Below are 23991 nucleotides of genomic sequence, written 5' to 3'. Positions count from 1 at the left end.
GACGGGTTCCCCGAACCACTCACCACACAGTTCACGATGGCGAAAGTAACCGCGGATCACGTTCGGAAGGTCTACGGCGAGGACACCGTGGCCCTCGACGACGCGACGTTCGAGGTGCCCGACGGCGAGTTCGTCGTGCTCCTCGGCCCGTCGGGCGCGGGGAAGTCCACACTCCTCCGCATCCTCAACGGCCTCACCAGCCCGACCGAGGGCGGAATAGCGATCGGCGACGAGGCGATCACGGGGACGCGTGCGGACGTCGCGATGGTCTTCCAGATGCACTACCTCGTCGAGTCGATGAGCGCGTACCGAAACGCGCTCACCGGCGCGCTCAGCCGGACGTCGTTCCTCTCGAGCGTCCTCACGCGCTACGACGACGCGGACAAGGAGATGGCGCTCGAGGCGCTCGACACCGTCGGCCTCCTCGACGAGGCGAGCCAGCGCGTCGGCTCGATGTCCGGCGGGCAACAACAGCGCGTCGGCATCGCCCGCGCCCTCACTCAGAACCCCGCGCTCCTCCTCGCAGACGAACCCGTCGCGAGCCTCGACCCGAAGGCCGCCGAGGAAGTGATGCGATACCTCAAGCGCGCCGCCGACGAACGCGACCTCACGTCTATCGTCAGCCTCCACCAGGTGAACATTGCCCGCGAGTTCGGCGAGCGCTTCATCGGCCTGCGCGACGGCGAGGTCGTCTTCGACGGCGGCCCCGACGACCTCACGATGGACGTCGTCGACCGCATCTACTACGACAGCGACGAGAGCGAATCGCCCGCCGATCACCTCGCGGAGGCCTAGATGGACGACGTCACTCGCGTCCGGAACGCGCTCGAACGCGCGCAGTTCCGCCGGCGCGTCGCGACCGTCGTCGGCATCGTCGTCGTGCTCGTGCTCACCGCGCTCGGCATGACTTACGTCGGATTCACCGTCGCGGAGGTCGTCCGCCAGTTCGACCAGTGGTGGGCGTTCGTCGGCGCGTTCCTCCGCCCGGACTTCGTCGACTTCACCCTCGCGACGAAGAACGCCGGCGAGAACGGCATCCACGGCTTCAGCGCACTCTGGTACTCCCTCCTCCACCCCGGCAGCATCGTGACGGGGGTCATGAGTCAGGCGTCGAGCGGGAGCGTGCTCACCGCCGCCGCCGCGACCACCGTCATCGTCGGGTTCACGGGGACCGTCCTCGGCTTCCCGCTCGCGCTCTTCTTCGGCATCCTCGGGAGCGAGCGCGTGACGCCCTACCCGTGGAACTTCGTCTTCCGCGGGACGATGAGCACGATCCGCGCCATCCCGGCGCTCGTCTGGATCCTCATCTTCATCCCGCTCCTCGGCGTCTCCGCGAAAGCCGCTATCCTCGCCATCGCCGTCGACACCATCGGGAACATGGGCCGCCTCTTCACGGACGAGCTCGAGGAGATCCAAGACGGCCCCATCGAAGCCATCAACTCGACGGGCGCGTCCCGCGCCCAGACCGTCGTCTTCGGGATGCTCAGTCAGGTCTCGACCTCGTTCATCGCATGGACGCTCTACATCGCGGAGATCAACACGCGCGCCGCCATCAGCCTCGGCGTCGTCGGCGCGGGCGGCCTCGGCCAGTACATCCAGTTGAAGATCAACTTCGGGACGCAGAGCGCGTACGCACAGGCCGCCGCCGGCCTCATCATGGTCGTCTTCATCGTCGTCGCCGTCGAGCTCGCGTCCTCCCGCATCCGCGCGCGCCTCCGCCCCGGGGAGACCGAAGGCAAGGGCGTCCTCGACGTCATCCGGAGCCTCGGCGACCTGAACAAGTGGCTCGGCCGCGGGACACGCGAGGACGCCTGAGCGCGCCAGCCCAGCCCTACCAGTCGCCGAGGGTCGACTGCCCGCTCTCGCCCGTGCCCGCCATCGTCGCCGCTTTCTCGATGGTCGACGCGAACGTCTCCTCTTGGCTCCGGTCGTAGAGCGTCGCCGCCGGATGCACGCACACGAGCACGTCGAGTTTCGCGTCGCCGAACGTGACGGTTTCCACGCTCCCCGCCTCCGAGGTCACGGCGACGTCGCGGCCGAGCAGGTGCTGGCTGGGGACTTTCCCGAGCGTCACCACGGCTTCGGGGTCGACGGCTTCGAGTTCCGCTTCGAGGTACGGCCGGCAGTTCGCGAGTTCCTCCTTCGTCGGGTCGCGGTTCTCCGGCGGCCGACACCGCACGCAGTTCGTGATGCGGACGTCCGCACGCGCCAGCCCGACGTCGCGGAGCGCGTCGTCGAGCACCGTCCCGGAGCGCCCGACGAACGGCTCGCCCTGCTCGTCCTCGTTCGCGCCCGGTGCCTCCCCGACGAACACCACCTCGGCGTCCTCAGGGCCGACGCCGTTCACGATTCGCGAGCGAGACTCCACGAGGTCTGCGCACTTCGTACACCCGGCGACGTCGAGCCCCTCCATATGCTCCATGCAGGCGGCTTCGGGGGCACGGGGATTAACGACTCGGGATCCGCGGGCGGCCGGTGTTGTCCTCCTTTCCGTGCGTCGAACAGCCGTAGAAACCAGCTGCCGGGCTAGGAGCGGGCAGACCACTAAGAGCAAGCAGAACAATCAATTGGTTGTTATTTAATGGTCAGAGACTACCTCCGTAATGTAGAATTAGTTTCGATATCTGCCGCCGTACAGAATCTGGGTCCAACATGGCAGTAGCTTCTTTAGAGGATGCTTCTGAGGATGGTGTGGATACGGCAATGGAAAGCCACTACGTAGAGCGCATAGTTGGAGAAACGCCGATGACAAAGTCGGAAGCACGATCAGTTATCACGGTGCTGTTTGGTATTCTCGTCCTATTACTCATTGCTATAGGAGCGCCGGAAGGAGTATAATATTCCATTATCACGAATCTACAGATCAGGGACTATACGACGGCTTCGTGGTACGGCTGGCTGCACAGGATAGTGATGGGAGTCGGTCTCGTCTACCTCCTCGTCGGTGAGAGCCACCTCGTCGGTCTCGCCTTCTTCGGGGCCGGTCTCCCTGTCCTCGCGGGGGTGCACGTGCTCGGCGGTCGTCTGAACGCGGACCTCGTTCGGTCCCCGGTCTCCGGATACTGTTTCGCCGCGGCGAGCGTCGCGTGGGTCTCCCTGACGTACGTCTCGCACAGCGACTGGACGTTCGTCGTCGCCGGCGGCCTGTTCGTTCTCGGGGCGGTCGTGTTGGTCGCCCGGTTCCTCCCGTACACAGTGAAGGCGTGCACGGCTCGATTTCGAGACTGACGACCGGCTCGCACCACCCTCTCTACTCGGCGTCCGCAGGCCGACGCTGTTCACGATTCGTGACCGAGACTCCACGGGGTCCGCACACTTCGTACACCCGGGGACGCCGAGGCCTTCCATAACGGGGGTCCGGTAGCGCGAGAAGTAACGACTCTGGATTCGGGTATCACGACTCGAAAAACCCGGAAATGAAAGAACGAATGAATTAACACACAGAGAGTCGGACGAGGTGAACGGACCCGATGAACGACAGCGAGACGACAGATGGCCGATGACGGCGCGCGTGCTGACGCCGTATACCCTCCTCCACTGGGCCGTACTAGCGACCGGAATTGCGCACGAACTCCTCCCCGGGACCCGCCCGGTTTCACTCCTCCTCTTCGGCGTCGGACTCCCCGTGCTCGCCGCCTACCACGTCGCCGCGCACGTTCGAGGAACCGATGTCGTCAGTTCGCCCGCGGCCGCCTTCTGCTTCCTCGCGGCCAGCGCCGCGTGGTTCTACCTGACGTACGTCGCGCACAGCGACCTCGCGTCCACGGCCCCGACGATACTGCTGGTCCTCGGGGCGTTCGTCCTGATTGTCTGGCTGGTCCCAGGCGACGACGATGAATAACGAGTACGCAGCGAAGAGCGCTGGCGGCGAGGGCGTTAGTCCTCGACGACTTGGATCGAGTCGTCGCCGTTCGGGACGACGCAGATGAACGCGCCGTCCTCGTCGCCCTCGTTCCGGTACCAGTGCGTGACGCCCGCGGGGATGAGGAGGCTGTCGCCCGCTGAGACGGTGTACTCCTCGTCGCCGATACCGACGACGTACTCGCCTTCGAGGACGTACTGTTCGTGTTCGACGTCGTTCGTGTGCTTCGGCGCGCTCCCGCCGGCTTCGAGGACGAACCGCCGCATCGCGAAGTGCGGGGCGTCGTCGGGGCCGACGAGCACGGCCTTCGAGAGGCCGTCCGCCGCGTCGACGGCGTCGTACGTCTCCTCGCCGCCGCGTCGAATCACCGGTTTCGATTGGTCGGTCATACGCTCTCCTCGCCGTCGCGGGAGCGTAAAGCTGTCCCCGCGAGGCGGCGTGTCGAGACGAGCAAGCGGCCACCGGCCTTTATGCGGGAGACACCCCAAGCCACGCGTATGCGGAGTTTCAAGATCGGGAGCGCCTTCGGCATCCCCATCAAACTCGACCTCACGTTCCTCCTCATCCTGCCGGTGTTCGCCTACCTCATCGGGAGTCAGATATCGGCGCAAGCCGACCTCATCCAGTCCGCGTTCGGCGTCGCGCTCGACACCAGCGCGCTCACCGCCGGAACGACGCCGTGGCTCCTCGGCGTCGTCGCCGCCGTCGGCCTCTTCGCCGGCGTCGTCCTCCACGAACTCGGCCACTCGCTCGTCGCCCAACACTACGGCTACCCCATCGACTCCATCACGCTGTGGATCCTCGGCGGCATCGCGAACCTCACCGACACGCCCGAAGACTGGAAGCAGGAGTTCCAGATCGCCATCGCCGGACCCGTCGTCTCCATCGTCATCGGCGTCGTCTGCGCCGCCGTCCTCTTCGTCCTCCCCGGCGACGTCGCCTTCGCGAAGTTCGTCGTCGGCTACCTCGCCCTGATGAACCTCGTGCTCGCCGCGTTCAACCTCCTCCCCGGCTTCCCGATGGACGGCGGACGCGTCCTCCGCGCGCTCCTCGCCCGCAGCAGGCCGTACGCCCGCGCCACCCAGATCGCCGCGGAAGTCGGGAAGGGCTTCGCCGTCCTCCTCGGCATCCTCGGCCTGCTCGCGTGGAACCTCATCTTCATCGGCATCGCCTTCTTCATCTACATCGGCGCGGCGAGCGAAGCCCAGCAGACGATGATGTCCGCCGTCTTCGAGGACGTCACCGTCGGCGACATCATGACGCCCGTCACGGAACTAAAGACCGTCTCCCCGAGCGATAGCGTCGCCGACCTCACCGAGCGGATGTTCCGCGAGCGCCACACCGGCTACCCCGTCATCGAGAACGGCGAAATCGTCGGCATGGTCACGCTCGGCGACGCCCGCGAAGTCGACCCCGTCGAACGCGACGCCTACACCGTCGAGGACATCATGTCGAAAGACGTGAAAACCATCGACAAGGAAGAGAACGCCATGACCGCCCTCGAACGCATCCAGCAGGAGAGCATCGGCCGCCTCATCGTCACGAACCACCACGGCGAACTCGTCGGCCTCATCTCCCGCACCGACCTCATGACCGCGTTCGACATCATCCAGTCGAGCGGCCGGCAGAACGACGCCCCGACCGCGCGAGTCAAGAACGCCTGAACTCTCGCGCGGACGAATCTTTTTCTCCTCGGACGCGAATCGCGTGCTATGCCCAGTGACTACGATGTCATCGTCGTCGGCGTCGGCGGGATGGGGAGTGCGGCCTGCGCGCACCTCGCCGAGCGCGGCGTCGACGTACTCGGCCTCGAACGCTACGGGATTCCGCACGCCGAGGGGTCCTCGCACGGGTCGACGCGCATCATCCGGTACGCGTACAGCGAAGGCGAGAGCTACGTCCCCCTCCTCGAACGCGCGTACGAGCTCTGGCGGGACCTCGACGCCGACCACGACCGCGACCTCCTCACGACGACCGGCTCGCTGACCGTCGGCCCGCCGGACGAGGGGCTCGTCCCGGACGCGCGCGACGCGCTCGACGCCCACGGCAAGGCGTACGACTATCTCGACGCCGCCGGCCTCGAAGCCCGCTTCCCCTACGCGGTCGACGACGACTGGCGCGCCATCTACCAGCCCGACGGCGGCTTCCTCGACCCCGAGCAGAGCATCGTCGCGCACGTCGACCGCGCGCACGCCAACGGCGCGACCATCAAGGGACGCGAAGCCGTCACCGCCTGGCGCGAAGACGACTCCGGCGTCACCGTCGACACCGAGAAAGGAACGTACACCGCCGACCACCTCGTCGTCGCCGCCGGCGCGTGGTCGCCCGACCTCTGCCCCGGCCTCGCCGACCACCTCACCGTCGAACGCCAGGTCATGGGGTGGTTCCAGCCCACCGACCCCGCCGCCTTCACGCCCGACGCGTTCCCCGTCTTCATGGTCGAAACCGGCGGGAACGAACTCTACGGCTTCCCGCGCCACGACCTCCCCGGCATGAAAGTCGGCGTCCACCACCACCGAAACGAGGAAACCGACCCCGACGCCCTCGCCGAACCCACTCGCGAAGACGAAGCCCACGTCCGCGACGCGCTCACCGACTACATCCCGGACGCCGCCGGCGAAACCCTCGGCCTCGCCACCTGCCTCTACACGAACACGCCCGACCGCGACTTCGTCCTCGGCGCGCTCCCCAACGCGGAGCGCGTCACCGTCGCCGCCGGCTTCTCCGGCCACGGCTTCAAGTTCACCAGCGTCGTCGGCGAAATCCTCGCCGACCTCGCACTCGACGGCCGCACCGACCACCCGATAGCGGGATTCGACCCAGCGCGATTCGACTAACGCGGCTCTCGCCGTCAAAGACGGCGGGAGCCGAGAGAGGGCGAACGAGAGCGCGTCGGTGCGGGAGCGACACGCGAGCCAACGCGGCTCAGAGGACGTCGACGAACGAAACGCCGACGGCGCGACGGCTCCCCGTTTCGTGTTCGAAGAAGGTCTAGGTGCGAGAATTGAACGTTGGTCGGACGTGCTCGCTCACGCTGCGCGCGACCTCCCGAGTTCAATTCTCGGCCGCACCACACGAATCCACGCGGAGCGAGCGGACGCGACGCGCCGCTCGCTGACTGATGGATCAGAGAAGGTCCAGGTGCGAGAATTGAACCCGCGTCTCGGGCACCACAAGCCCGAAGGATAGTCCACTACCCCAACCCGGACACGCATTCAGTAGTAGTCCGGTCGAATTGAAATACGTTACGACACGGTGGCGGTGTGTGTCGGGGTCGCTCGACACGCTTTTCCGCGGCTCGCCCCTACGAGACGGTAACTGTGGCCGTCACGGACAAGATCTACGTGAAGAACCACCGGCAGCTCGCCAGCCAGCTCGACGCGAGCTTCCCGAAGGGCGCGTTCCACGGCGCGACGCTCGACGTCCTCTTCCAGGGCGACCTCTCGCAGCTCAACGAGGCGACGCAGGACCGCGTGCTCGACTTCGCGAAGGACTTCCTCGACTGCGGCTGCGATACGAATCCCTACTGCGGCCACCCCGAGCGGAAGTTCATTCGCTACCTCCTCGACCTCCGCGCGCAAGGCCTCGACCCCGAGTCCATCGTCGACGTCATGACCGACGACTACATGCTCTACGCCTACCCCGGCGACATCTACTCGTTCCTCGACGACGCCGTCCGCACGCTCGAAGCCGTCGAGGAGCTCGCCGACGTCGACGGCCAGCCGGACGCCGCGGACCTCGCGAGCACGCGGAAGCGCGAACTCACGCGGTAGAAAAACTGGGACTACTACAACGACGACGGCTACTTCAGCTGGAAGCTCGGGGCGTCGTCGTCCTCGTGGTCGAGGTCTTCGAGGCGGACGACGTCGTCGAGGTCTTCGAGGTTCACGACACCGTCGACGCTCTCGCTCGCCTCCATCTGCTCGCGGAGCGCCGTGATGTACTGCTTGTGCTCTTCGAGCTGCTCGCGGAGGTGTTTCGCTTCGAGTTCGAGGCGCTCGTGCTCGCGGACGAAGCTCTTCGGGACTTCGACGGTCGGCGGGAACTCGTCGGCGTCCCCGGCGTCGCCCGGGCCGAACTCCTCCTCGGGGACGATGCGGACCTGTCCGTCGTGGTCGACGAACGACTCCACGTAGTCCCGGAAGAGCGCGGAGAGCGAGAGGTCGCGTTCCTCCGCGATGTCGCGGAGGTCCTCGAACGCCTCCTCGCCCACGCGGAAGGAGATGGTCTTGTTCTTGTTCCCCATCGGTTGTCTAGCGGTAGCAACCGCCGGGACTTAAGCGTTAGTCAGACGCTCACGCGGTCGGTTCGCTGGTGACCGCGTCCGCGTCGCCCTCGCCTTCGATGCCTTCGAGCGCCTGCACGACGGCGTCGCGGTAGGGCGCGAGGTTCTCGCCGTACTCCTCGCGAGCGCGAGCGGCGTACTCGTTGCCTTCCTCGTCGAAGGCTTCGATGCGGTCGAGGGTGCGTTCGGCGGTTTCGACGACCCAGCGGTCCCGCGTCGCCTCGGAGACCTCCGTGATGGACTCGGGGCGGACGGAGACGTTGACGGTGCCGTCGTCGGTCTCGTACGTCCGCGGTTTCCCGACGATGGCCACGTACGTGGGCGCGTCGAGGTCGCGGAGCGCCGACGCGGCTTCCGGCTGGTACTGGCCGGCGTAGACGAAGAACGTCCCGGTCGGGTCGACGACGCGGCCGCGCCAGTACTCGGACTCCTCGCCGACGTCTTCCGTCTCGGTGAGCGTGCCGACGATGAACACGCGGTTCGCCTGCTCGCCGGTCGGGAGGAGGCTGTAGAGCGGCGCGCGCTCGTCGTCGGACTCCTTGAACGTGAACGTCGCGTCGTTGAACTCGGTGGCGAAGACGCGCCGGGCGACTTCGCGCATGGGGGCGTTATTGGAACTCATTTAGATCGACCTCGCGCGGATGAGGACCGCTTCAGCGTCGCTCGGACCGTCCAGTTCCACCGTCTCGTTCGCGAGGACGTACCGGCCGAACGTCGGCCCCGTCACGCGATAGTACTTCCCGAGGATCTTCGCCGCCATCTCGTCCGCGACGACGGTCGTGTCGAGCGCGTCCATCGCCATCTGCTGGGCTTCATCCAGGGTGATTCCCGTGAGGTCCTCGGTGGCCTCTTCGTCGAAGATGACCTCGTGGACCTCGCGGCCGTCGTCGAGCACGCCCTTGATGCGGAGGTCGAACTCGCCCTCCACTTCGCCGTGCTCGCTACAGCGGCCGTTCTGCAACACGCGGGTGCAGTCCTCCTCCGGACACCGCTTGATGAGCCCGCTCCCGGACTGCATGTCCACGAGCGCGCCCTCGACGTCCGTCTCGTTGTCGCCGACTTCGAACTCCTCGTCGACCTCCGTGATGGTGGTCGTGCGGTTGAGTTTGACCGAGTACCGGCCCTGGTACTCGTCGGTGACGACGTTCCCGAAGCGGTACGTCTTCCCCTCCTCGATGGTTTCGAGGTCGGATTTCGCCCACTTCGTGAACTTGATGGTTCCGGTCGGGTCGCCGAGGAGGCCGACCTGGGCCACGCTGTCGCTGCGCGGCTCCCAGAGTTCGACGACTTTCGCCGTCAGGTCGACCCACTGCTCGGGTTCGTCGACGTCCTCGACCTGAACGGTGTCGTTGCCGCCCTGGCCGATCTCGTCGCGCTCCAGGCCGGCTTCGTCGAGGTAGTGGTTCTCGACGCTGCGGCGCGCTTCGTCCATCGGGACCTTGTAGTCCGTGACGAGACGCTCCAGGCGCTCCCGGACGTCGTCTTCCGTGATGTCGAGGTGGTCGGAGAACTGCTCGTGAATCCGTCGAGCGGTAGACTCTATGTCGCTCATGGTTGTGTCTGTCTCCGCGTGTGTTTCCTGTGGGAGACAACCGGAGCTTGGGCGTCATCACTGATAAAGGGTCGGATGGCGTAGTGAAAGTGAAGACGGCGTTTTCGGGCGTCCTGAACCGTCTCTGGAACGCCTGGTCGTCGCCGTCACCCGAATTTCTCGCGGTGCCCGTCAGTGGGGGGCGACGGCGACGCCGAGGCAGACGACGGCGACGCCGAGCGCGGCGCGGAGGCCGGCGTTCCGACTCCCGCCCGCGCCCTGCGCGAGCGAAGACCGTGTCCGGGCCGGGCGCGAGGATGACCGCGAGCGCCGCGACCACGAACGCGACGAGGGGCTCCGGCGCGGGGAGGAACGCGAGCGACACGGCCGAGAGCACGGCGGAGCGGGGTTCACCGGCTTCGGTGAGTGCAACGTCGGCGGAAAGCGGTAACCGTTATCCGGCGTGGCGCGCGGAGAAGGAGGTATGGAAACCGCTGCCGTCCTCCTCGCCGGCGGGACCGGGACGCGCCTCTACCCGGCGAGTCGCTCGGACCGCCCGAAGCAGTTCCTCGCGCTCGACGGCGACGACTCGCTCCTCCGCCGCACCGCCGACCGCGTCGCCTTCGCCGACCACGTCTACGTCGTCACCCGCGACGCGTACGCCACCGAGGCGCGCGACATCGTCCCGGAAGCGACCGTCCTCGTCGAACCCGGAGGAAAAGACACCGGGCCTGCGCTCGCCTACGCGACCCACCGCGTCCGCGAGAAACACGGCGACTGCGTCGTGTTCGCGACGCCGAGCGACCACCACGTCGACGGCGACTTCGCGAGCACCGCCGAACGAGCCTGCGAGGTCGCCGCCGAGACGGACGCGCTCGTCACCGTCGGCGTCGAGCCGGACCGCCCCGCGACCGGCTACGGCTACCTCGAACTCGGCGCGGAACGCGACGGCTACGCCGAGGTCGCGTCGTTCCGGGAGAAACCCGACGCGGAGCGCGCCCGGGACCTCGTCGACGCGGGCTGCCTCTGGAACGCCGGCATCTTCGCGTGGACGCCCGACGCGTTCGTCGCGGAGTCGACGGGGACGCCGCTCGAACCGCTCGTCGACGCGCTCGACCGCGGGGACGAAGAAGCAGGGTTCCGCGCGGTCGAGTCGGTGAGCGTCGACTACGCCGTCATGGAGCGCGCCGACCGCGTCGCCTGCGTCCCCGCCGAGTTCGGCTGGGACGACCTCGGCACGTGGGACGCCCTCGAACGCGTGCTCGACGCCGAGGACGGAAACGCCGTGCTCGGCGACGCGCTCGGCATCGACGCCGCGGGGAACGTCGTGGCGAGCGACGACAAACACGTCTCGCTCGTCGGCGTCGAGGACCTCGTCGTCGCCGCCTACGACGACCGCGTGCTCGTCCTCCCGAAGGAAGACGCCGACCGCGTCAGGGAGGTCGTCGCCGAACTCAGGGGAGAAGACGCCTTCTGACTCGACCCGCTAGCTCCGCGTCTCCCCGCCGTCCACGGGGATGCTCGCGCCGTTCACGAAGGACGCGCGCTCGCTCGCCACGAACGCCACGACGTCGCCGAACGCGCTGGGGTCGCCGAGACCACCCATCGGAATCGTGTCCGCCCAGTCCGAGATGCCCTCGTCGTACGTCGAGTACTCGCCGCGCTCGACGCCCTGTTCGACCAACTCCGTGACGCGCGGCGTCTCGTGCGTCCCCGGCAGCACGGTGTTCACGCGGACGTCCGGTGCCCACTCCCGCGACAGCGTCTTCACGAGGCCGACGACCCCCCGACGCACCGCGTTCGAGAGGACGAGCCCGTCCACCGGCTCCTTCACGCTCTTCGACGTGATGCACGTCACCGTCCCCGTGTCGCTCTCCACGAGATGCGGGCGCGCCGCCCGCACCGTCCACACCACGCTCATCACGAGCAGGTCGTACGCCTCGTACCACGCGCGCTCCGGCGTGTCGTCGAACGGCCCCGACGGCGGCCCGCCCGCCGACGTCACCACGTGGTCCAGCCCGCCGAAGGACTCCACCGTCGTCTCCACGACCGCCGCGACGTCGTCCGGGTCCGTGATGTCCGCGACCACCGGCACGACCTCCCCGGCCGCGTCCGCGCGGATCTCGACCGCCGCCGCCTCCAGTTTCTCCTCGCTCCGACTACAGATGACGACGTCCGCGCCCTCGCGCGCCAGACTCGCCGCGCTCGCCTTCCCGAGGCCGCTGCTCGCCGCCGTCACCAGTGCCGTCTCGCCGTCGAACGCTAACTCCATGCCCGATACCGCGACCGCCAGCGAGAAAAACTACACGGGGCCGACGCGCACCTCGACCGCCCCGTCAGCCGACACCGCCACCGTCACCGGCCGCACCACCTCCCGGTCCACGACGACCTCGCTCCCCGCGTCCCGGATCGCCGCCACCAGCTCCGGTGCCGCCCGCGCCACCTTCACGCCCGCGTCGTCGCACGCCTCGTACACGCGCTCCGGCACGCCGAACACGTCCGCGCCCGGCTCGACGTCCACGCGAACCGGTGCGCCGACCGCGTTCGCGAACGCCACCGTCTCCCGCGCTTTCTCCACGTTCGCGCGCGCCGCCGACTCCACCTTCGACACGTTCGCCCGCGACGTCCCCAGCCGAGACGCGATTGCCGCCTGGGACGCACCGCGTTCCCGCAGAACCAGTACTTCCGCCTGCCGCCGCGTCAACACGCTCGCCGACGCGTCGAACCCCACCCGGTCGAGCAACACCGCCGGGTCGGGAAGGTCGCTCATGCCCGAACGTACGCGCCCGCCCGAGAAAAGCGTTAGTTACCCCAGAAGTTCTCCCGACTCCCCAGCCGCTCGCGCTTCGGCCCGCGGCGCGAATCCGACGACGACTCACCCTCGTCCTCGCCGGACTCCTCGCCCGAAACCGCGTCGTCCGCGTCCTCCTCGTCGTCGGATTCCTCCTCCGGGAGCTTCTCCAAGAGGTCCGCCCGCGCGTAGTTCGACTTCACCGACGTGATCTTCGCGCGAACCCGAACCTCCGGCAGCACGCCGTCCACCATCACGACGAACCCCGAATCCGCGTGGTGCCCGACACCAGCGCCCGACTCGTGCATATCCGTCACCGTCACCACCACTTCCTCACCCGGCACGACGGGTGCCGTCTTCAGCTCCTCGATCGGCACGTTGTAATGCTGACACCACTCCATCCCGCCGCGGTCACCGTAATGCTGACACCCCATCCCCTCGATTTGCTCCTCGAAACTCGGGCATTCGTCCGCAATCGGGCACTCCGGCATATAGGCCGAAATAGCGGGGCACGCGCCTAAACGCTTCCGACCCACCTTTTTACGCCTCGGGTACGCCGGAGGCGCACCGCTCGGCGCAAAAATCTGGACCAAAAAGGCTCCGCGAGCGCCGTCGCGCTCGCGGGGAACGCCGCGCGAAGCGCGGCGATGCAACACGCAGCCGCCGCAACCGCCGCCGCCCCGCACCGGGCCGTACAGCCGCCGCGCCGCGCGCGCCGGGCAACGTGTCCAACGAGCTACCAGCGGATGGAGAGTGAGCGAGCTACAGCAGATGGAGGGAGAACTTGCGGTGGCGGAGCGGTCGCGGTTGCGCGGGATGTAGCGCGGTCGCTGGGCAGTTGTGAGCAGTTCAACGCGTGATGACGCGGGCCGCGGAGCGGCCCGTCTGCGTGAGCCGACGCTCGCGTGAGCGAGAGCGAACGCGAGCAGGGAGGAGCTCGCTCCGACCGCGGCGGGGGTGGGAATCTGCAAGGTCGTGGCGGGACCGAAGGTCCCGCTGGATGCAGGAAGGCGCGAAGCGCCTTCCAGCCAGGTACGCGGTCGCCGAAGGCGACCGCGTAGGGCTTGCTAGGCCAGCGGGGTTCGCTCGACGACTTGGCCGTCGTAGGTCGGGTACTGTTCGACGATTTCGCCGTCGTCGAGGTCGCCGTCTTCGACCATCTCTTCGAGGAGCCACCAGGCGACCTCGATGTGGTTGGTCTTCTCGGTGTAGAACTCGTCGGGGACGCCGAGTTCGGCGAAGCGCTCGCGGGTGGTCTGGGTTTTCCCGTAGACGATGGTGCCGTCGTCGGTGATCTCGTCGAAGTCGCGGGAGATGTTCTGCGCCATGCGTTTGAGGCGGTTGCGGTGCTGGGCGGCGTCCTTGAAGACGCTCGTGCAGAAGTAGACTTTCTCGTGTTGCGCCATCTCGTCGAGGATGGCGTCCTTGGAGCCGTCGACGGCGGACATGTGGCCGTCCTGGAGCTCGTAGCCTGCCTCCTGCATGCGGCGGTAGTTCCCGTCGCTCATCTCGAACTCGTTGACGTTGCAGAAGTCGGCCGCGCCCTCGTCGAGGAAGTCGAGGAACTCCTCCTCAGCGCGGATACCGGGAATCTCGAAGGCGGGCGTGAGGCCTTCCTCGCGGGCGATGTAGAGGATGTCCTCCCACTCGGTCCCGTGGAGGTCGCCCCACTGCTCGTAGGGCGGGTGGAAGCGGATCTCGTCGAGACCGGCTTCGCTGAGGCGGCGCATGTTCTCGCGGCCGCCCGTGATGCCGGTGTAGAGGTGGGTGTGGTGGTCTTCGCCGAACTCGTCTTTGAGCAGGCGGAGGTACCGGCAGGTTCGCTCGAGGACTTCCTGGGGTTCGCCGCCGGTGATGGAGGTCCCGAGGGCGTCCATGGATTTGGCCTCGGCGACGACGTCTTCGTCGGATTCGACGGGTCGCTCGTTCGCGTAGACCTGCTGGACGTTCTTTCGGTTCTCGCCCAGCGGACAGTAGAAACAGTCGCGCTGGTCGCAGTAGCCGTAGACGAAGAGGACCATCTTCCCCCCCTTCGCGCACTGCTCGCAGCCCTTACTAATCATTCTCTACTCCCGTTACCGGTCGTGGACGCAAAAACAACGTGGTTTGACGGCTCACAGGACGCGGGCTCGTGGCACACCCGCGGCGTCGAACGAATCGACCGGAGTCGGACAGTACGTTTAACCGCGTGACAGATGCAGGGGGCGTATGGCCATCTCACTCGCGGAGGGGAAGCGACGCCGCGCACTCGCCGTCGTCTTTGCCGTCGTCTTCGTCGACCTCCTCGGGTTCGGGCTCGTCATCCCGATTCTCCCCTACTACGTCTACTCGTTCGGCGCGAACGAGTTCGTCATCGGCCTCCTCGCCGCCTCCTACTCGGTCACGCAGTTCCTCTTCGCGCCGCTCCTCGGGAACGTGAGCGACCGCTACGGCCGCCGCCCCGTCATCCTCGTCTCCGTCGGCGGCACCGTGCTCGCGTGGCTGGCGTTCGGTCTCGCACCCTCGCTCCTCTGGCTGTTCGGCTCCCGACTCCTCGCCGGCGCGGCCGGCGGGAACCTCGCCGCCGCGCAGGCCTACGTCGCCGACGTCACCGAGCCCGCGAAGCGCGCGCAGGCGCTCGGCCTCCTCGGCGCGGCGTTCGGCCTCGGCTTCGTCTTCGGGCCCGCGCTCGGCGCTGTCCTCTCCTATCCCGCCGTCGTCGCCGCGGCGGACGCCGTCATCCCCGTCCTCCCGATAACGCACTACACGCTCCCCGCGTTCGGCGCGGCCTTCCTCGCCGCCGCGAACCTCGCGTTCGCGTTCGTCGCTCTCCCCGAATCCCGACGCGTCGGCCCCGGCGGGCGGTCGGCGCGCCGGACGATGGTCGGCCAGCTCCTCGCCGCCCTCCGAACGCCCGGCCTCCGCGGCCTCGTCGCCGCGTTCTTCCTCCTCTCCCTCGCCTTCTCCGGCGTCCAGGTGATGTTCATCCCGTTCGTCGCCGGCCAGTACGGCTACGGGAGCTCGCAGGCCGCCGTCCTCCTCGCGTACATCGGCGTGCTCGCCGTCGTCGTTCAGGGCGGCATCGTCGGCCCGCTCACCCGCCGGTACGACGAGGTGACGCTGACCGTCGCGAGCGCGGGCGTGCTCGTCGTCGCGCTCGCCGCCGTCCCGTTCAGCCCGACCGTCGGCGACGTTTTCTTCGCCTGGGTGCCCGCCGTCACGCCGTGGTTCACGCCGGCGCTCGTCGGCCTGCTCGCGACCCTCGCCCTCCTCTCCTTCGGGAACGGCGTGTTGAACGTCACGCTCGCCGCGCTCGTCTCCGGCCGCGCGAGCGCGGAGACACAGGGGAGCGCGTTCGGCGTCACGCAGGGCGCGGGCAGCCTCGCGCGCACCGTCGGCCCCGTCCTCATGGGCGCGCTCTACGTCCTCGGCTACGCCCTCCCCTTCCTCGCGGGGGCCGCCCTCATGCTCCTCGCACTCGTCATCACCGCGCGCTTCACCCGCAGTGACGACGCCGAAGCCGAGGAGCCGCCGCTCCCCGACCCCGGTCACGCCCGGTGATTCCGACCGTCCCCCCGAACCTCCTTAACCCTCTGCGGTCAAGGGGTGAGTGAATGCTGCTCGTCCTCTGCGTCGACTTAGACGACGACCTCGGACGGAAGACCGGCATGGACACGCCGGTCGTCGGCCGGGACGCCGTCGAGGACGCCGCGGTCGCGCTCGCCACCGCGGACCCCGAGGACTCCGACGTGAACGTCCTCTTCGAGGGCGTCCACCTCTACGACGACCTCGACACCACCGAACGCATGGAGGTCGCCGCCGTCACCGGCGTCGACGCGAGCGACGTCGAAGCGAACCGCGCCGTCGGCGACGAAGTCGACGAAGTGCTCGCCGCCATCCGCGCCGACGAACAGGTGCGCGCAATCGTCGTCACCGACGGCGCACAGGACGAGAGCGTGATTCCCGTCATCCGCTCACGCGTCCCCATCGACAGCGTCCGCCGCGTCGTCGTCCGGCAAGCCCAGGACCTCGAATCGATGTACTACACCATCAAACAGGTCCTCGACGACCCCGAAACGAGGGGGACGATCCTCGTCCCGCTCGGCGTCCTCCTCCTCATCTACCCGCTCGCCGTCCTCGCCGAATACCTCGGCCTCCCCGGAACGGTCTTAGGACTCTCCTCCGCCTTCCTCGGCCTCTACGCGCTCTTCCGCGGCCTCGGCCTCGAAGACGCCATTGACAACCTCGTCGAACGCGCCCTCAGCGGCCTCTACACCGGCAGAGTCACCCTCCTCACGTACGTCGTCGCCGCCGCCCTCCTCGTCGTCGGCGGCGTCGAAGCCTACAACACTCTCGAAACCGCCAGAGCCGACGCCCCCGGCGGCCTCCCACCCACCAGCGTCCTCGCCGCCCTCACCTACGGCGCGGTCCGCTGGTTCGCCGCCGCCGGCCTCACCACCAGCCTCGGCCAGATCACCGACGAATACCTCGCCGACCGCTTCGAATGGCGCTACCTCAACGCCCCCTTCTACGTCGCCGCCATCGCCGCCGTCCTCCACACCCTCAGCGCGTTCTTCCTCGGCATCGTCAGCCTCCCCGTCCTCGCCGGCGTCCTGACCGCGGGAACCATCCTCGGCGTCGTCTCCACCCTCACCTTCGCCGTCATCGAATCACGCCGCGACGAACGAACCAGAACCGCCTGAACAACACCCGAGAACCGACCGCTCCCGTCTGCTCCTCCTCGTCCGCCCCGCTCTCGCTGCTCGCGGTTGCACCGCTCGCGTTCCCGTGGTTCTCGCTCACTCGCTGGCGCTCGTTCTCTCCGAACCGCGTTATCGCTCCCGCTCGACGACGAAGACCGCGAGGTCGTCGAGGTAGTCGCGGGCGTGGCCGGTGGGGCCGTCGATGCGGTCGAGGGCGGCGAGGGCGGCGTCGCGCTGTTCGTCGGCGAGCGCGTTCACTTCCTCGACGGAGCGGCCGGTGACGCGGAGGACGGACGGGCGGTCCATCTCGTCGTCGACGCCGGCGGGCTTCCCGAGGCGTTCGGCGTCGCCGGTGGCGTCGAGGACGTCGTCGCGAATCTGGAAGGCGACGCCGACGCGTTCTGCGTACTCACCGAACGCCGCGACGACTTCGTCGTCGGCGTCCGCGGCGATAGCGCCGAGCTCGGCGGCGGCGCGGAAGAGCGCGCCCGTCTTTCGGCGGGCGAGCCGGAGGTAGGCCTCCTCGGATTCGGGTTTCGCGACGAGCTCCGAGGCTTCGCCCTGCCCGAGTTCGATCATCGCGTCGGCCACGGTCGTCGTCGCGCGCGGGTCGGCGTCGAAGAGCGCGAACGCCTCGCCGAGCAATCCGTCGGACGCGACGATGGCGTCGCCGTAGCCGAACGCCGCCCACGCTGACTGCTCGCCGCGGCGGAGCTCCGAGCGGTCGATGATGTCGTCGACGACGAGGCTCGCCGAGTGAACGAGTTCGATGCCGACGGCGAAGTCGAGCGCGCGCTCGCCGGCGGGCGCGAGCGTCGACTCCGGCGTCCCTCCCGTCCAGACCTCGCCGCCCGCCGCCTCACAGCAGAGCACCGTAACCGTCGGGCGGACGCGCTTCCCGCCCGCGAACGTCACGTGCTCCAACGACTCGCGGAGCGCCGCCGGTTCCACTCGCGACAGCGTCGCCCGCAAGTGGTCCTCGACCGCGGCTCGACGCTCCTCCACGTACTCCATTACCTGAATCTCGGCGCTCCGCCCTTTTGACTCCCGCGGCTTACCCGCGCGGCCGCCGCGACGCCGTCGGCCTCGACGCTCGATAGCGGTCGACCGCCAGGGACGCACGCCGAGACGAAGCGCTGGAAGGTGTGAGACGGGAGAGAGAGAGGGGGGCAGAAGAAAGAACGGACCGAGAGCGAGAAACGAAGGAGAGGAGAGCGCCGCTTAGACGTTCGGGGCGTCGCCGCCGAACTCCTCGATGAGCGCGGGGACGACGTCGAAGAGGTCGCCGACGATGCCGTAGTCGGCGATGTCGAAGATAGGAGCGTTCGGGTCGGTGTTGATGGCGATGATGGTCTCGGCGTTCTTCATGCCGGCGACGTGCTGGACGGCACCAGAGATGCCGATGGCGAGGTAGACTTTCGGCGTGACCTGTTTGCCGGACTGGCCGACCTGCCGGTTCTTCGGGAGCCAGCCGTTGTCGACGATGGGCCGAGACGAAGACATGGTCGCGCCCGTGGCTTCGACGAGGGCTTCGATGAGTTCGAGGTTCTCTTCTTCTTCGATGCCGCGGCCGATGGAGACGAGGAACTCGGCGTCCGCGATGTCGACGTCGCCGCCGCCGACTTCCTCGAAGCCGGTGACGGTGGAGCGGACCTGCGAGTCGTCGATGTCGACGTCGGCGGCTTCGACGGACGCGTCACCGACGCCTTCCGCGGCCGGCCACTCGCCGGGGCGGATGGAGACGACGAACGGGCCGTCCGCGACTTCGACGGTCGTCTCGACCTTCGAGCCGTACATCTCTCGGGTCGCTTCGAGGACGCCGCCGTCGTAGGCGGCGTCGATGACGTCGGAGACGTAGGGGCGGTCGAGGCGGTTCGCGACGGCGGGCGCGTAGTCGAGGCCGTTCACGGAGTTCGGGAGGACGATGAACTCGGCGTCCACGTCGGCGGCGAGCGCTTCCGTCGCCTGCACGTAGACGTCGTGGTTGAACTCCTCGCCGTTCGCGACCGTGTGGACGGCGTCGACGCCCTCGCGGTTCAGCTGGTCGCCGAACTCCTCGACGTCGCCGGAGACGACGGCCGCGTGGAGGTCGCCGCCGGTCGCGTCGGCGACCTGGCGGCCCGCGGTGAGCAGTTCGAAGGAGACGTCGCGGAGTTCGCCGCGGCGGTGGTCGGCGACCACGAGGACGTTACTCATTGGCCGACCACCCCCAGGTCCCGCAGCACGCCAGCGAGCTCGCCGGCCTGCTCTTCTGCGCTCCCGTCGAGGAACTGTGCGTCACTCTCGGATTCGGGCTCGTACATGTCCGTGATTTCGAGGGCGGAGTCCGCGACCGCGGCGTCGAGGCCGAGGTCGTCGAACGACTGCGGGTCGATCTCCTTCGATTGAGCCTGCCGAATCCCGCGCAGACTCGCGTATCGCGGCTCGTTGATACCCGTCTGAATCGTGAGCACGGCCGGCGTTTCGACGTCCGCGAGCTCTTCGACGCCGCCTTCGAGTTCGCGGCGGACGTGCGCGACCTGCTCGTCGACGTCGAGGTCGAGGCTGTTCACGACGGCCGCCCACTCGAAGCCGACTTCGTCGGCGAGCGCGACGCCCGTCCCGCCGAAGGAGTCGTCGCTCGCCTGCACGCCGGAGAGCACGAGGTCGGGGTCCTCGGCTTCGACGACCGCCGAGAGAATCTTGGACTTCGACTCGACGTCGAGGAGCTCTGCGTCCTCCAGCGCGTCGTCCCACACGCGAATCGCGCGGTCCGCGCCCTTCGCGAGCGCCATCCGAATCGTCTCCTCGGCGCGCTCCGGGCCGATGGTGACGGTGACGACTTCGACGTCGTCTCCGGCCTCGCTGAGCTGAACGCCTTCTTCGACCGCGTAGTCGTCCCACTCGTTCAGGTCGTACTCGAGGTACGTGTCGTCGATCTCCGTGCCGGCGATCTCGAAGTCGTCTTCGACCGCCGCCACCTCCTTCACCGTGACGAGAACCTTCATCACTGAACAACTCCCGCCGCGGGCCGGTAAACGTTTTCGAAACCACGCACATCTACCACTGTAACCGAAGCCACACGTCGAGCTAACTCTCGATGCCATATCGGCCTCGTAGAATTTCGTTGTTTGCGGGTTTCGTGGGTGTGAGTAGCGCGCGAAGGGCGTCGGGGCCAGGCCTCGACACGGAGTCCCCCACGAGGATTCGACGCCTATCGATAGCCGACGCTAGCGGTCGCACCGGGGAGCAACCAGAGACCGCCGTTTACTCTTCGGCTTCCTCGGGGAGGCTGATGAGGTTCTCGCGGCCGATGCGGAGCTTCTCGACGCGGCCCTCCTCCGCCATGCTGGAGAGGAGCTGGGAGACCTTCGCGTTCGACCAGCGGGTCTCCTCGACGATCTTCGCCTGCTTCATCCGGCCACCGTTGGCTTCGAGGAGGCGTTCGACGCGCTCCTCGTCGCTCAGCAGCTCCTCGTCGACGCCCGAATCACCGGCCGCCCCGGCCGCGCCAGCGGCCCCGCCGCCCGCCGCCTCGGCGTCGCCGTCGGGCTCCTCGGCGGCTTCCTCGTCGGGTTCCGTCGCCGACGCTTCGTCCGGTGGCGCGTCCGACGTCGAGCCGAGACCCGGGAGGTCGCGGTCGGAGCGGCCGACGACGACGTACGCGACCGCGCCGCCGACGACGAGCGCGAGCACGACGAGCACCGCGACCGCGCCGAACCCGCCGAACAGCGGCCCCGACCCCTCGGTGAACTGGACGCTCGGCCCGCCGCTCGCGAACTCGTAGGGGCCCGTCCAGTAGATCGCGCCGTTCCGTACCTGATCGGACGAGCTGCTGCTCAGCGGCCGATAGCCATCGGGCGGCGCGATGTACAGCGTCTCCCGCTCGGTGAGGTCGCCGAGGAGCGACCCGGAGAAGGCGTCGCCGACCGTGATGTTCCCGGCCGTCGCGTTCGCGAAGCCGTTCCACCGGAACTTCAGCGTCAACACGCCGGTCGCGTTCACGCCCGTCCGATTCCGGACGTCAGTGCCGTAGCGGACGTCCGTGACGGACATCGGGCGACCCGTGCGCTCGCTCGCCGTGCTCGCCGCCGACTCGAACACGCCCGGCTGGACGAAGACGTCGCCGCCGCGCGTGAACTCGTCGCTCAAGCGCGCGAACGCCCGGCGGTCGGTGGAGGAGTTCAACGGGTACGTCGCGGTGACGTTCCACGTGGCGTCGCCGTTCTCGTGCACGTTGACGCCGATGACGATGTCGCTCGGCCCGGGGTCGGCGTCGGCGCTGGCCGCTGCCACGGGCGCCGTGGCCGCGAGGAGGAGGACGAGGGCGACGCAGACGACCTGCCGCATTACGTGTGAGTGCTCCCCGTCGCGGCAAAACGCTTTCCATCGGCATGACACCACGATGAACGGAGCGGCCCGGACTTCCGTGTGGGTTTTTATGTTCGCGTGCGTATCCGTCAGACGTATGCCGCGGTTGGTCCCCGCGTTCGTCGTCGCCCTCCTCGTCCTCGCCCTCCCCGTAGCCGCTGTCTCGCTCGGCGGCACCACCCCGAACGCGAACGTCGACAACGAGGTCGGGCAGACGCCACGTCTCGTCTCGCCCGCACAGAACACCACCGACGTCCTCGTCCTCGACGGCGCGGCGCGCGCCACCACTGTCGAACCCTCGCTCACGCTCACGAGCGCCGTCCGCATCGGCACCGGCGACGGCGGGAACGCGCTCGCCGCCTACGAGTTCGACGAGCGCTGGCAGAACGCCACTACCGCCGACGCCAGACGCGCCGTCCTCGAGAACGAGACCGAGCGAATCAACGCCCGTATCGACGAGCTCGAACGCCTCCAACAGAACGCGACGCGGGCGTACGCGGCCGGTGAACTCACCGCGACCGAGTACGTCCAGACGATGGCGTACGTCGACTCGCGCGCTCGCGGCGTGAACCGCCTCGTCGAGGACGCCTTCCCGCGCGCCCGCCAGCTCCGTAACGCGCAGTCGATCCGCGTGGAGCTCGGCAAGGCGAACGCGCACCTCGCGACGCTCACCGGCCCGGTCCGCGAGCGCGCGGCCGCGGCGATCCGCGACGACCAGCCGCCGACGCGCATCTACGTCGCCGCGACCGCGAGCGGGTTCACGCTCGCCACCATCGACGACGACACCTACGTCCGCGAGGCCGTCGACGCCGACGCCTTCACCGGCTCGCAGGGCACAATCGACACCATCTCCGAGGGCCAACAGCAGTTCCAGGAAGCCTACCCGTGGGGGTGGAATCAGTCCGGGCAGAACAACCACCGGCGCAACCAGCGGTTCTGGGGGCAGATAGCCTACACCGCCGACATCACGCACAACCACGGGCGGCTGGTCGCGTTCATCGACGCGAACACGACGAACGTGTACAGCGAGACGCAGTACCAGTACCTCTCCTCGCTCCCCACCGGCCCGTCGGTGAGTGACAGTCACGACAACCGGACGCTCTGGGTGAATCGGACGTACGCCGGCGGACCGCTCCGCGTGGCCGTGACGAACGCGACCGGCGCGCCGCTCGACGCGAGCGTCCGCATCAACGGCACGACCGTCGGACAGACGGGCACCGACGGCGAGCTCTGGGCGCTCTCCCCCCAGGGGACGTACAACGTCACCGCGTTCCGGGAGGGCGAGCAGTACAACGTGACCGTCTCAACGCTTACGTAGGAAGACGCGGCGACCTCGGAGCGTGTCTCCCCGCCGCGGGTCGCGCGCCGCCACCGGCCCGATTGCGGTCGTCTCGCTCGTCGCCGTGAGCGTCTGCCTCGCCGCCGTCGTCGCCGGCGCGACCGCGCTCGCCCTCCCGCAGCCGGCGGAGCCGGTCGGCGTCACAGCGGACGCGTCCGCGGGCGGCCGCGTGGCGCTCACGCTCACCGCCGGCGGCCCGCTCGACGCCCGGCGACTCGGCGTCCGCATCGGCGTCGACGGCCGGCCGCTGGCCGACCAACCACCGGTTCCCTTCTTCGCCGCGTCGGGGTTCAAGGGCGGGCCGACCGGCCCGTTCAACCGGAACGCCGACCCGCGGTGGTCGGTCGGCGAAACCGCGAGCGTCCGCGTCGCTCGCACGAACGCGCCGTTCCCAGAGCGAGGCGACACCGTGACAGTCGAACTGTTCGTCGAGAAGCAGCGAATCGCCGTCGCCCGCGTCCGCGTCGGCTGACTACTCGGGGACCGTGGCGATAGAGACGATGGCGATGTCGGGCTTGTACCACGGGCCGAGGTAGCGGTGTTCGACGTCCTCGAAGCCGGCGTCGTGGAACATCTCGTCCGCCTCCTCGTCGTCGTAGAAGAGCATCATCGCGTCCGCGAGCGACTGCCCGACCGACGTGTGCGGCTCGTTCGGCCCGACGATTAACACTGTGCCGCCGGGCTTCGTGACGCGGCGGATTTCGGCGAGCGCCGTCGCGGGGTTCGGCCAGTACTCGATGCTCCCCGACGACCACGTCTTGTCGAACGCGTCGTCGTCGAAGGGGAGGCGTTCGGCGTCCCCGAGCGTGAACGAGACCGGGTCGTGCTTCCCGAGTTTCGCCCACGCCTTCTGGAGCTGGTGGACGGACTGGTCGAGGCCGACGACGTCCTCCGTGTGCTGGAGGAGGCCCTCGGTGGCGAAGCCCGTGCCGCAGCCGACGTCGAGCACGCGGTCGTCCGCGTCCGCGTCGAACCAGTCGAGGGCTTCGTCCCGCATCTCCGCGTTCCAGATGTACGCGTTCACCGTGTCGTAGACCCGCGAGAGATAGCGGTAGAACGTCCGCGCTCGCGCTTTGTCCTCGAGGACTCCCATCACTCGCGGGTTCGTGGGTGACCGGGATAACCCCTCGGGTTCTGACTCAGCCCTTTCG

26 protein-coding genes and 1 tRNA gene are annotated in these 23991 nt (G+C 68.3%); 12 read left to right on the top strand and 15 right to left on the bottom strand.

The window, feature by feature from the left end; all coding sequences use genetic code 11:
- The first annotated feature begins 36 nt into the window (after positions 1 to 36).
- Complete coding sequence (gene phnC / locus IEY26_RS02185) at positions 37 to 795, top strand: phosphonate ABC transporter ATP-binding protein (protein WP_188975386.1); 759 nt, start codon at positions 37 to 39, stop codon at positions 793 to 795.
- Positions 796 to 1815, top strand: coding sequence for a PhnE/PtxC family ABC transporter permease (locus IEY26_RS02180; RefSeq protein WP_188975384.1), 1020 nt, complete (start codon positions 796 to 798; stop codon positions 1813 to 1815).
- A gap of 16 nt (positions 1816 to 1831) precedes the next feature.
- Here the strand turns inward: IEY26_RS02180 and IEY26_RS02175 are convergent, their stop codons facing one another.
- Positions 1832 to 2422, bottom strand: a complete 591-nt coding sequence (locus IEY26_RS02175; protein WP_188975382.1) for a uracil-DNA glycosylase — start codon at positions 2420 to 2422, stop codon at positions 1832 to 1834.
- 491 nt (positions 2423 to 2913) lie between these two features.
- On the opposite strand from IEY26_RS02175, the gene IEY26_RS02170 reads away from it, so the two are divergent.
- Positions 2914 to 3228 (top strand): hypothetical protein, encoded by a 315-nt coding sequence (locus tag IEY26_RS02170; protein WP_188975380.1) that lies wholly within the window; start codon positions 2914 to 2916, stop codon positions 3226 to 3228.
- Positions 3229 to 3499: 271 nt separating this feature from the next.
- Positions 3500 to 3841 carry a hypothetical protein gene (locus IEY26_RS02165; RefSeq protein WP_188975379.1) on the top strand — a complete coding sequence of 114 codons (342 nt, stop codon included), beginning with the start codon at positions 3500 to 3502 and terminating at the stop codon, positions 3839 to 3841.
- A gap of 35 nt (positions 3842 to 3876) precedes the next feature.
- Here the strand turns inward: IEY26_RS02165 and IEY26_RS02160 are convergent, their stop codons facing one another.
- Complete coding sequence (locus IEY26_RS02160) at positions 3877 to 4251, bottom strand: cupin domain-containing protein (protein WP_188975377.1); 375 nt, start codon at positions 4249 to 4251, stop codon at positions 3877 to 3879.
- A 108-nt stretch (positions 4252 to 4359) separates the two neighbouring features.
- On the opposite strand from IEY26_RS02160, the gene IEY26_RS02155 reads away from it, so the two are divergent.
- Positions 4360 to 5526 carry a CBS domain-containing protein gene (locus IEY26_RS02155; RefSeq protein ID WP_188975375.1) on the top strand — a complete coding sequence of 389 codons (1167 nt, stop codon included), beginning with the start codon at positions 4360 to 4362 and terminating at the stop codon, positions 5524 to 5526.
- 48 nt (positions 5527 to 5574) lie between these two features.
- The gene (gene solA / locus IEY26_RS02150; RefSeq protein WP_188975373.1) at positions 5575 to 6699 is read left to right on the top strand and encodes an N-methyl-L-tryptophan oxidase; all 1125 of its coding nucleotides are present in this window, start codon (positions 5575 to 5577) and stop codon (positions 6697 to 6699) included.
- A gap of 298 nt (positions 6700 to 6997) precedes the next feature.
- Here solA and IEY26_RS02145 read toward each other — a convergent pair.
- Positions 6998 to 7070: transfer RNA gene (locus IEY26_RS02145), tRNA-His, on the bottom strand.
- 112 nt (positions 7071 to 7182) lie between these two features.
- On the opposite strand from IEY26_RS02145, the gene IEY26_RS02140 reads away from it, so the two are divergent.
- Positions 7183 to 7635, top strand: coding sequence for a DUF5814 domain-containing protein (locus IEY26_RS02140; RefSeq protein WP_188975371.1), 453 nt, complete (start codon positions 7183 to 7185; stop codon positions 7633 to 7635).
- A gap of 29 nt (positions 7636 to 7664) precedes the next feature.
- Here IEY26_RS02140 and IEY26_RS02135 read toward each other — a convergent pair whose 3' ends face one another.
- The 3 genes from IEY26_RS02135 to IEY26_RS02125 are packed head-to-tail and all read right to left on the bottom strand — an operon-like array spanning position 7665 to position 9699.
- Positions 7665 to 8108: a CopG family transcriptional regulator gene (locus IEY26_RS02135; RefSeq protein WP_188975369.1), complete on the bottom strand. Its 444-nt coding sequence runs from the start codon at positions 8106 to 8108 to the stop codon at positions 7665 to 7667.
- Positions 8109 to 8157: 49 nt separating this feature from the next.
- Positions 8158 to 8769: an RPA family protein gene (locus IEY26_RS02130; RefSeq protein WP_188975367.1), complete on the bottom strand. Its 612-nt coding sequence runs from the start codon at positions 8767 to 8769 to the stop codon at positions 8158 to 8160.
- Positions 8770 to 9699, bottom strand: a complete 930-nt coding sequence (locus IEY26_RS02125; RefSeq protein ID WP_188975364.1) for a replication factor A — start codon at positions 9697 to 9699, stop codon at positions 8770 to 8772.
- A 463-nt stretch (positions 9700 to 10162) separates the two neighbouring features.
- Between IEY26_RS02125 and IEY26_RS02120 the strand changes: the two genes are divergently transcribed.
- On the top strand, positions 10163 to 11155 hold the full coding sequence (locus IEY26_RS02120) for a mannose-1-phosphate guanylyltransferase (protein WP_188975362.1): 993 nt from the start codon (positions 10163 to 10165) through the stop codon (positions 11153 to 11155).
- Positions 11156 to 11164: 9 nt separating this feature from the next.
- Here IEY26_RS02120 and IEY26_RS02115 read toward each other — a convergent pair whose 3' ends face one another.
- The 4 genes from IEY26_RS02115 to IEY26_RS02100 form a co-directional block, all read right to left on the bottom strand.
- Positions 11165 to 11950 (bottom strand): SDR family oxidoreductase, encoded by a 786-nt coding sequence (locus tag IEY26_RS02115; protein WP_188975360.1) that lies wholly within the window; start codon positions 11948 to 11950, stop codon positions 11165 to 11167.
- A gap of 30 nt (positions 11951 to 11980) precedes the next feature.
- Complete coding sequence (locus tag IEY26_RS02110) at positions 11981 to 12448, bottom strand: Tfx family DNA-binding protein (RefSeq protein ID WP_188975358.1); 468 nt, start codon at positions 12446 to 12448, stop codon at positions 11981 to 11983.
- A 32-nt stretch (positions 12449 to 12480) separates the two neighbouring features.
- The gene (locus IEY26_RS02105) at positions 12481 to 12960 is read right to left on the bottom strand and encodes a TRAM domain-containing protein (protein WP_188975356.1); all 480 of its coding nucleotides are present in this window, start codon (positions 12958 to 12960) and stop codon (positions 12481 to 12483) included.
- A 576-nt stretch (positions 12961 to 13536) separates the two neighbouring features.
- Complete coding sequence (locus tag IEY26_RS02100) at positions 13537 to 14532, bottom strand: radical SAM protein (RefSeq protein WP_188975354.1); 996 nt, start codon at positions 14530 to 14532, stop codon at positions 13537 to 13539.
- A gap of 145 nt (positions 14533 to 14677) precedes the next feature.
- On the opposite strand from IEY26_RS02100, the gene IEY26_RS02095 reads away from it, so the two are divergent.
- Together IEY26_RS02095 and IEY26_RS02090 are read left to right on the top strand one after the other, a co-directional pair.
- Positions 14678 to 16009, top strand: a complete 1332-nt coding sequence (locus tag IEY26_RS02095) for an MFS transporter (RefSeq protein ID WP_188975352.1) — start codon at positions 14678 to 14680, stop codon at positions 16007 to 16009.
- 53 nt (positions 16010 to 16062) lie between these two features.
- Positions 16063 to 17151 carry a DUF373 family protein gene (locus tag IEY26_RS02090; RefSeq protein ID WP_188975350.1) on the top strand — a complete coding sequence of 363 codons (1089 nt, stop codon included), beginning with the start codon at positions 16063 to 16065 and terminating at the stop codon, positions 17149 to 17151.
- A gap of 129 nt (positions 17152 to 17280) precedes the next feature.
- Here IEY26_RS02090 and IEY26_RS02085 read toward each other — a convergent pair whose 3' ends face one another.
- From IEY26_RS02085 to IEY26_RS02070, 4 genes are all read right to left on the bottom strand, one after another.
- Complete coding sequence (locus IEY26_RS02085) at positions 17281 to 18165, bottom strand: polyprenyl synthetase family protein (protein WP_188975348.1); 885 nt, start codon at positions 18163 to 18165, stop codon at positions 17281 to 17283.
- Between the two features lie 207 nt (positions 18166 to 18372).
- Positions 18373 to 19347, bottom strand: a complete 975-nt coding sequence (locus IEY26_RS02080) for an electron transfer flavoprotein subunit alpha/FixB family protein (protein WP_188975346.1) — start codon at positions 19345 to 19347, stop codon at positions 18373 to 18375.
- Positions 19344 to 20138 carry an electron transfer flavoprotein subunit beta/FixA family protein gene (locus IEY26_RS02075; protein WP_188975344.1) on the bottom strand — a complete coding sequence of 265 codons (795 nt, stop codon included), beginning with the start codon at positions 20136 to 20138 and terminating at the stop codon, positions 19344 to 19346. The genes IEY26_RS02080 and IEY26_RS02075 overlap by 4 nt, the downstream gene beginning before the upstream one ends.
- Positions 20139 to 20397: 259 nt before the next feature.
- The gene (locus IEY26_RS02070) at positions 20398 to 21480 is read right to left on the bottom strand and encodes a helix-turn-helix transcriptional regulator (protein ID WP_188975342.1); all 1083 of its coding nucleotides are present in this window, start codon (positions 21478 to 21480) and stop codon (positions 20398 to 20400) included.
- 118 nt (positions 21481 to 21598) lie between these two features.
- On the opposite strand from IEY26_RS02070, the gene IEY26_RS02065 reads away from it, so the two are divergent.
- A complete protein-coding gene (locus IEY26_RS02065) occupies positions 21599 to 22819 on the top strand; it encodes a DUF7094 domain-containing protein (RefSeq protein WP_188975340.1) in 1221 nt (406 codons plus the stop codon).
- Between the two features lie 22 nt (positions 22820 to 22841).
- Positions 22842 to 23312, top strand: coding sequence for a type IV pilin (locus IEY26_RS02060; RefSeq protein ID WP_229773891.1), 471 nt, complete (start codon positions 22842 to 22844; stop codon positions 23310 to 23312).
- Here the strand turns inward: IEY26_RS02060 and IEY26_RS02055 are convergent, their stop codons facing one another.
- Positions 23313 to 23933: a methyltransferase domain-containing protein gene (locus IEY26_RS02055; RefSeq protein WP_188975339.1), complete on the bottom strand. Its 621-nt coding sequence runs from the start codon at positions 23931 to 23933 to the stop codon at positions 23313 to 23315.
- Positions 23934 to 23991 lie beyond the last annotated feature (58 nt).

It is taken from the genome of Halocalculus aciditolerans, from assembly GCF_014647475.1.
Lineage (GTDB): Archaea > Halobacteriota > Halobacteria > Halobacteriales > Halobacteriaceae > Halocalculus > Halocalculus aciditolerans.
This window is presented reverse-complemented; position numbering and strand designations above follow the sequence as displayed.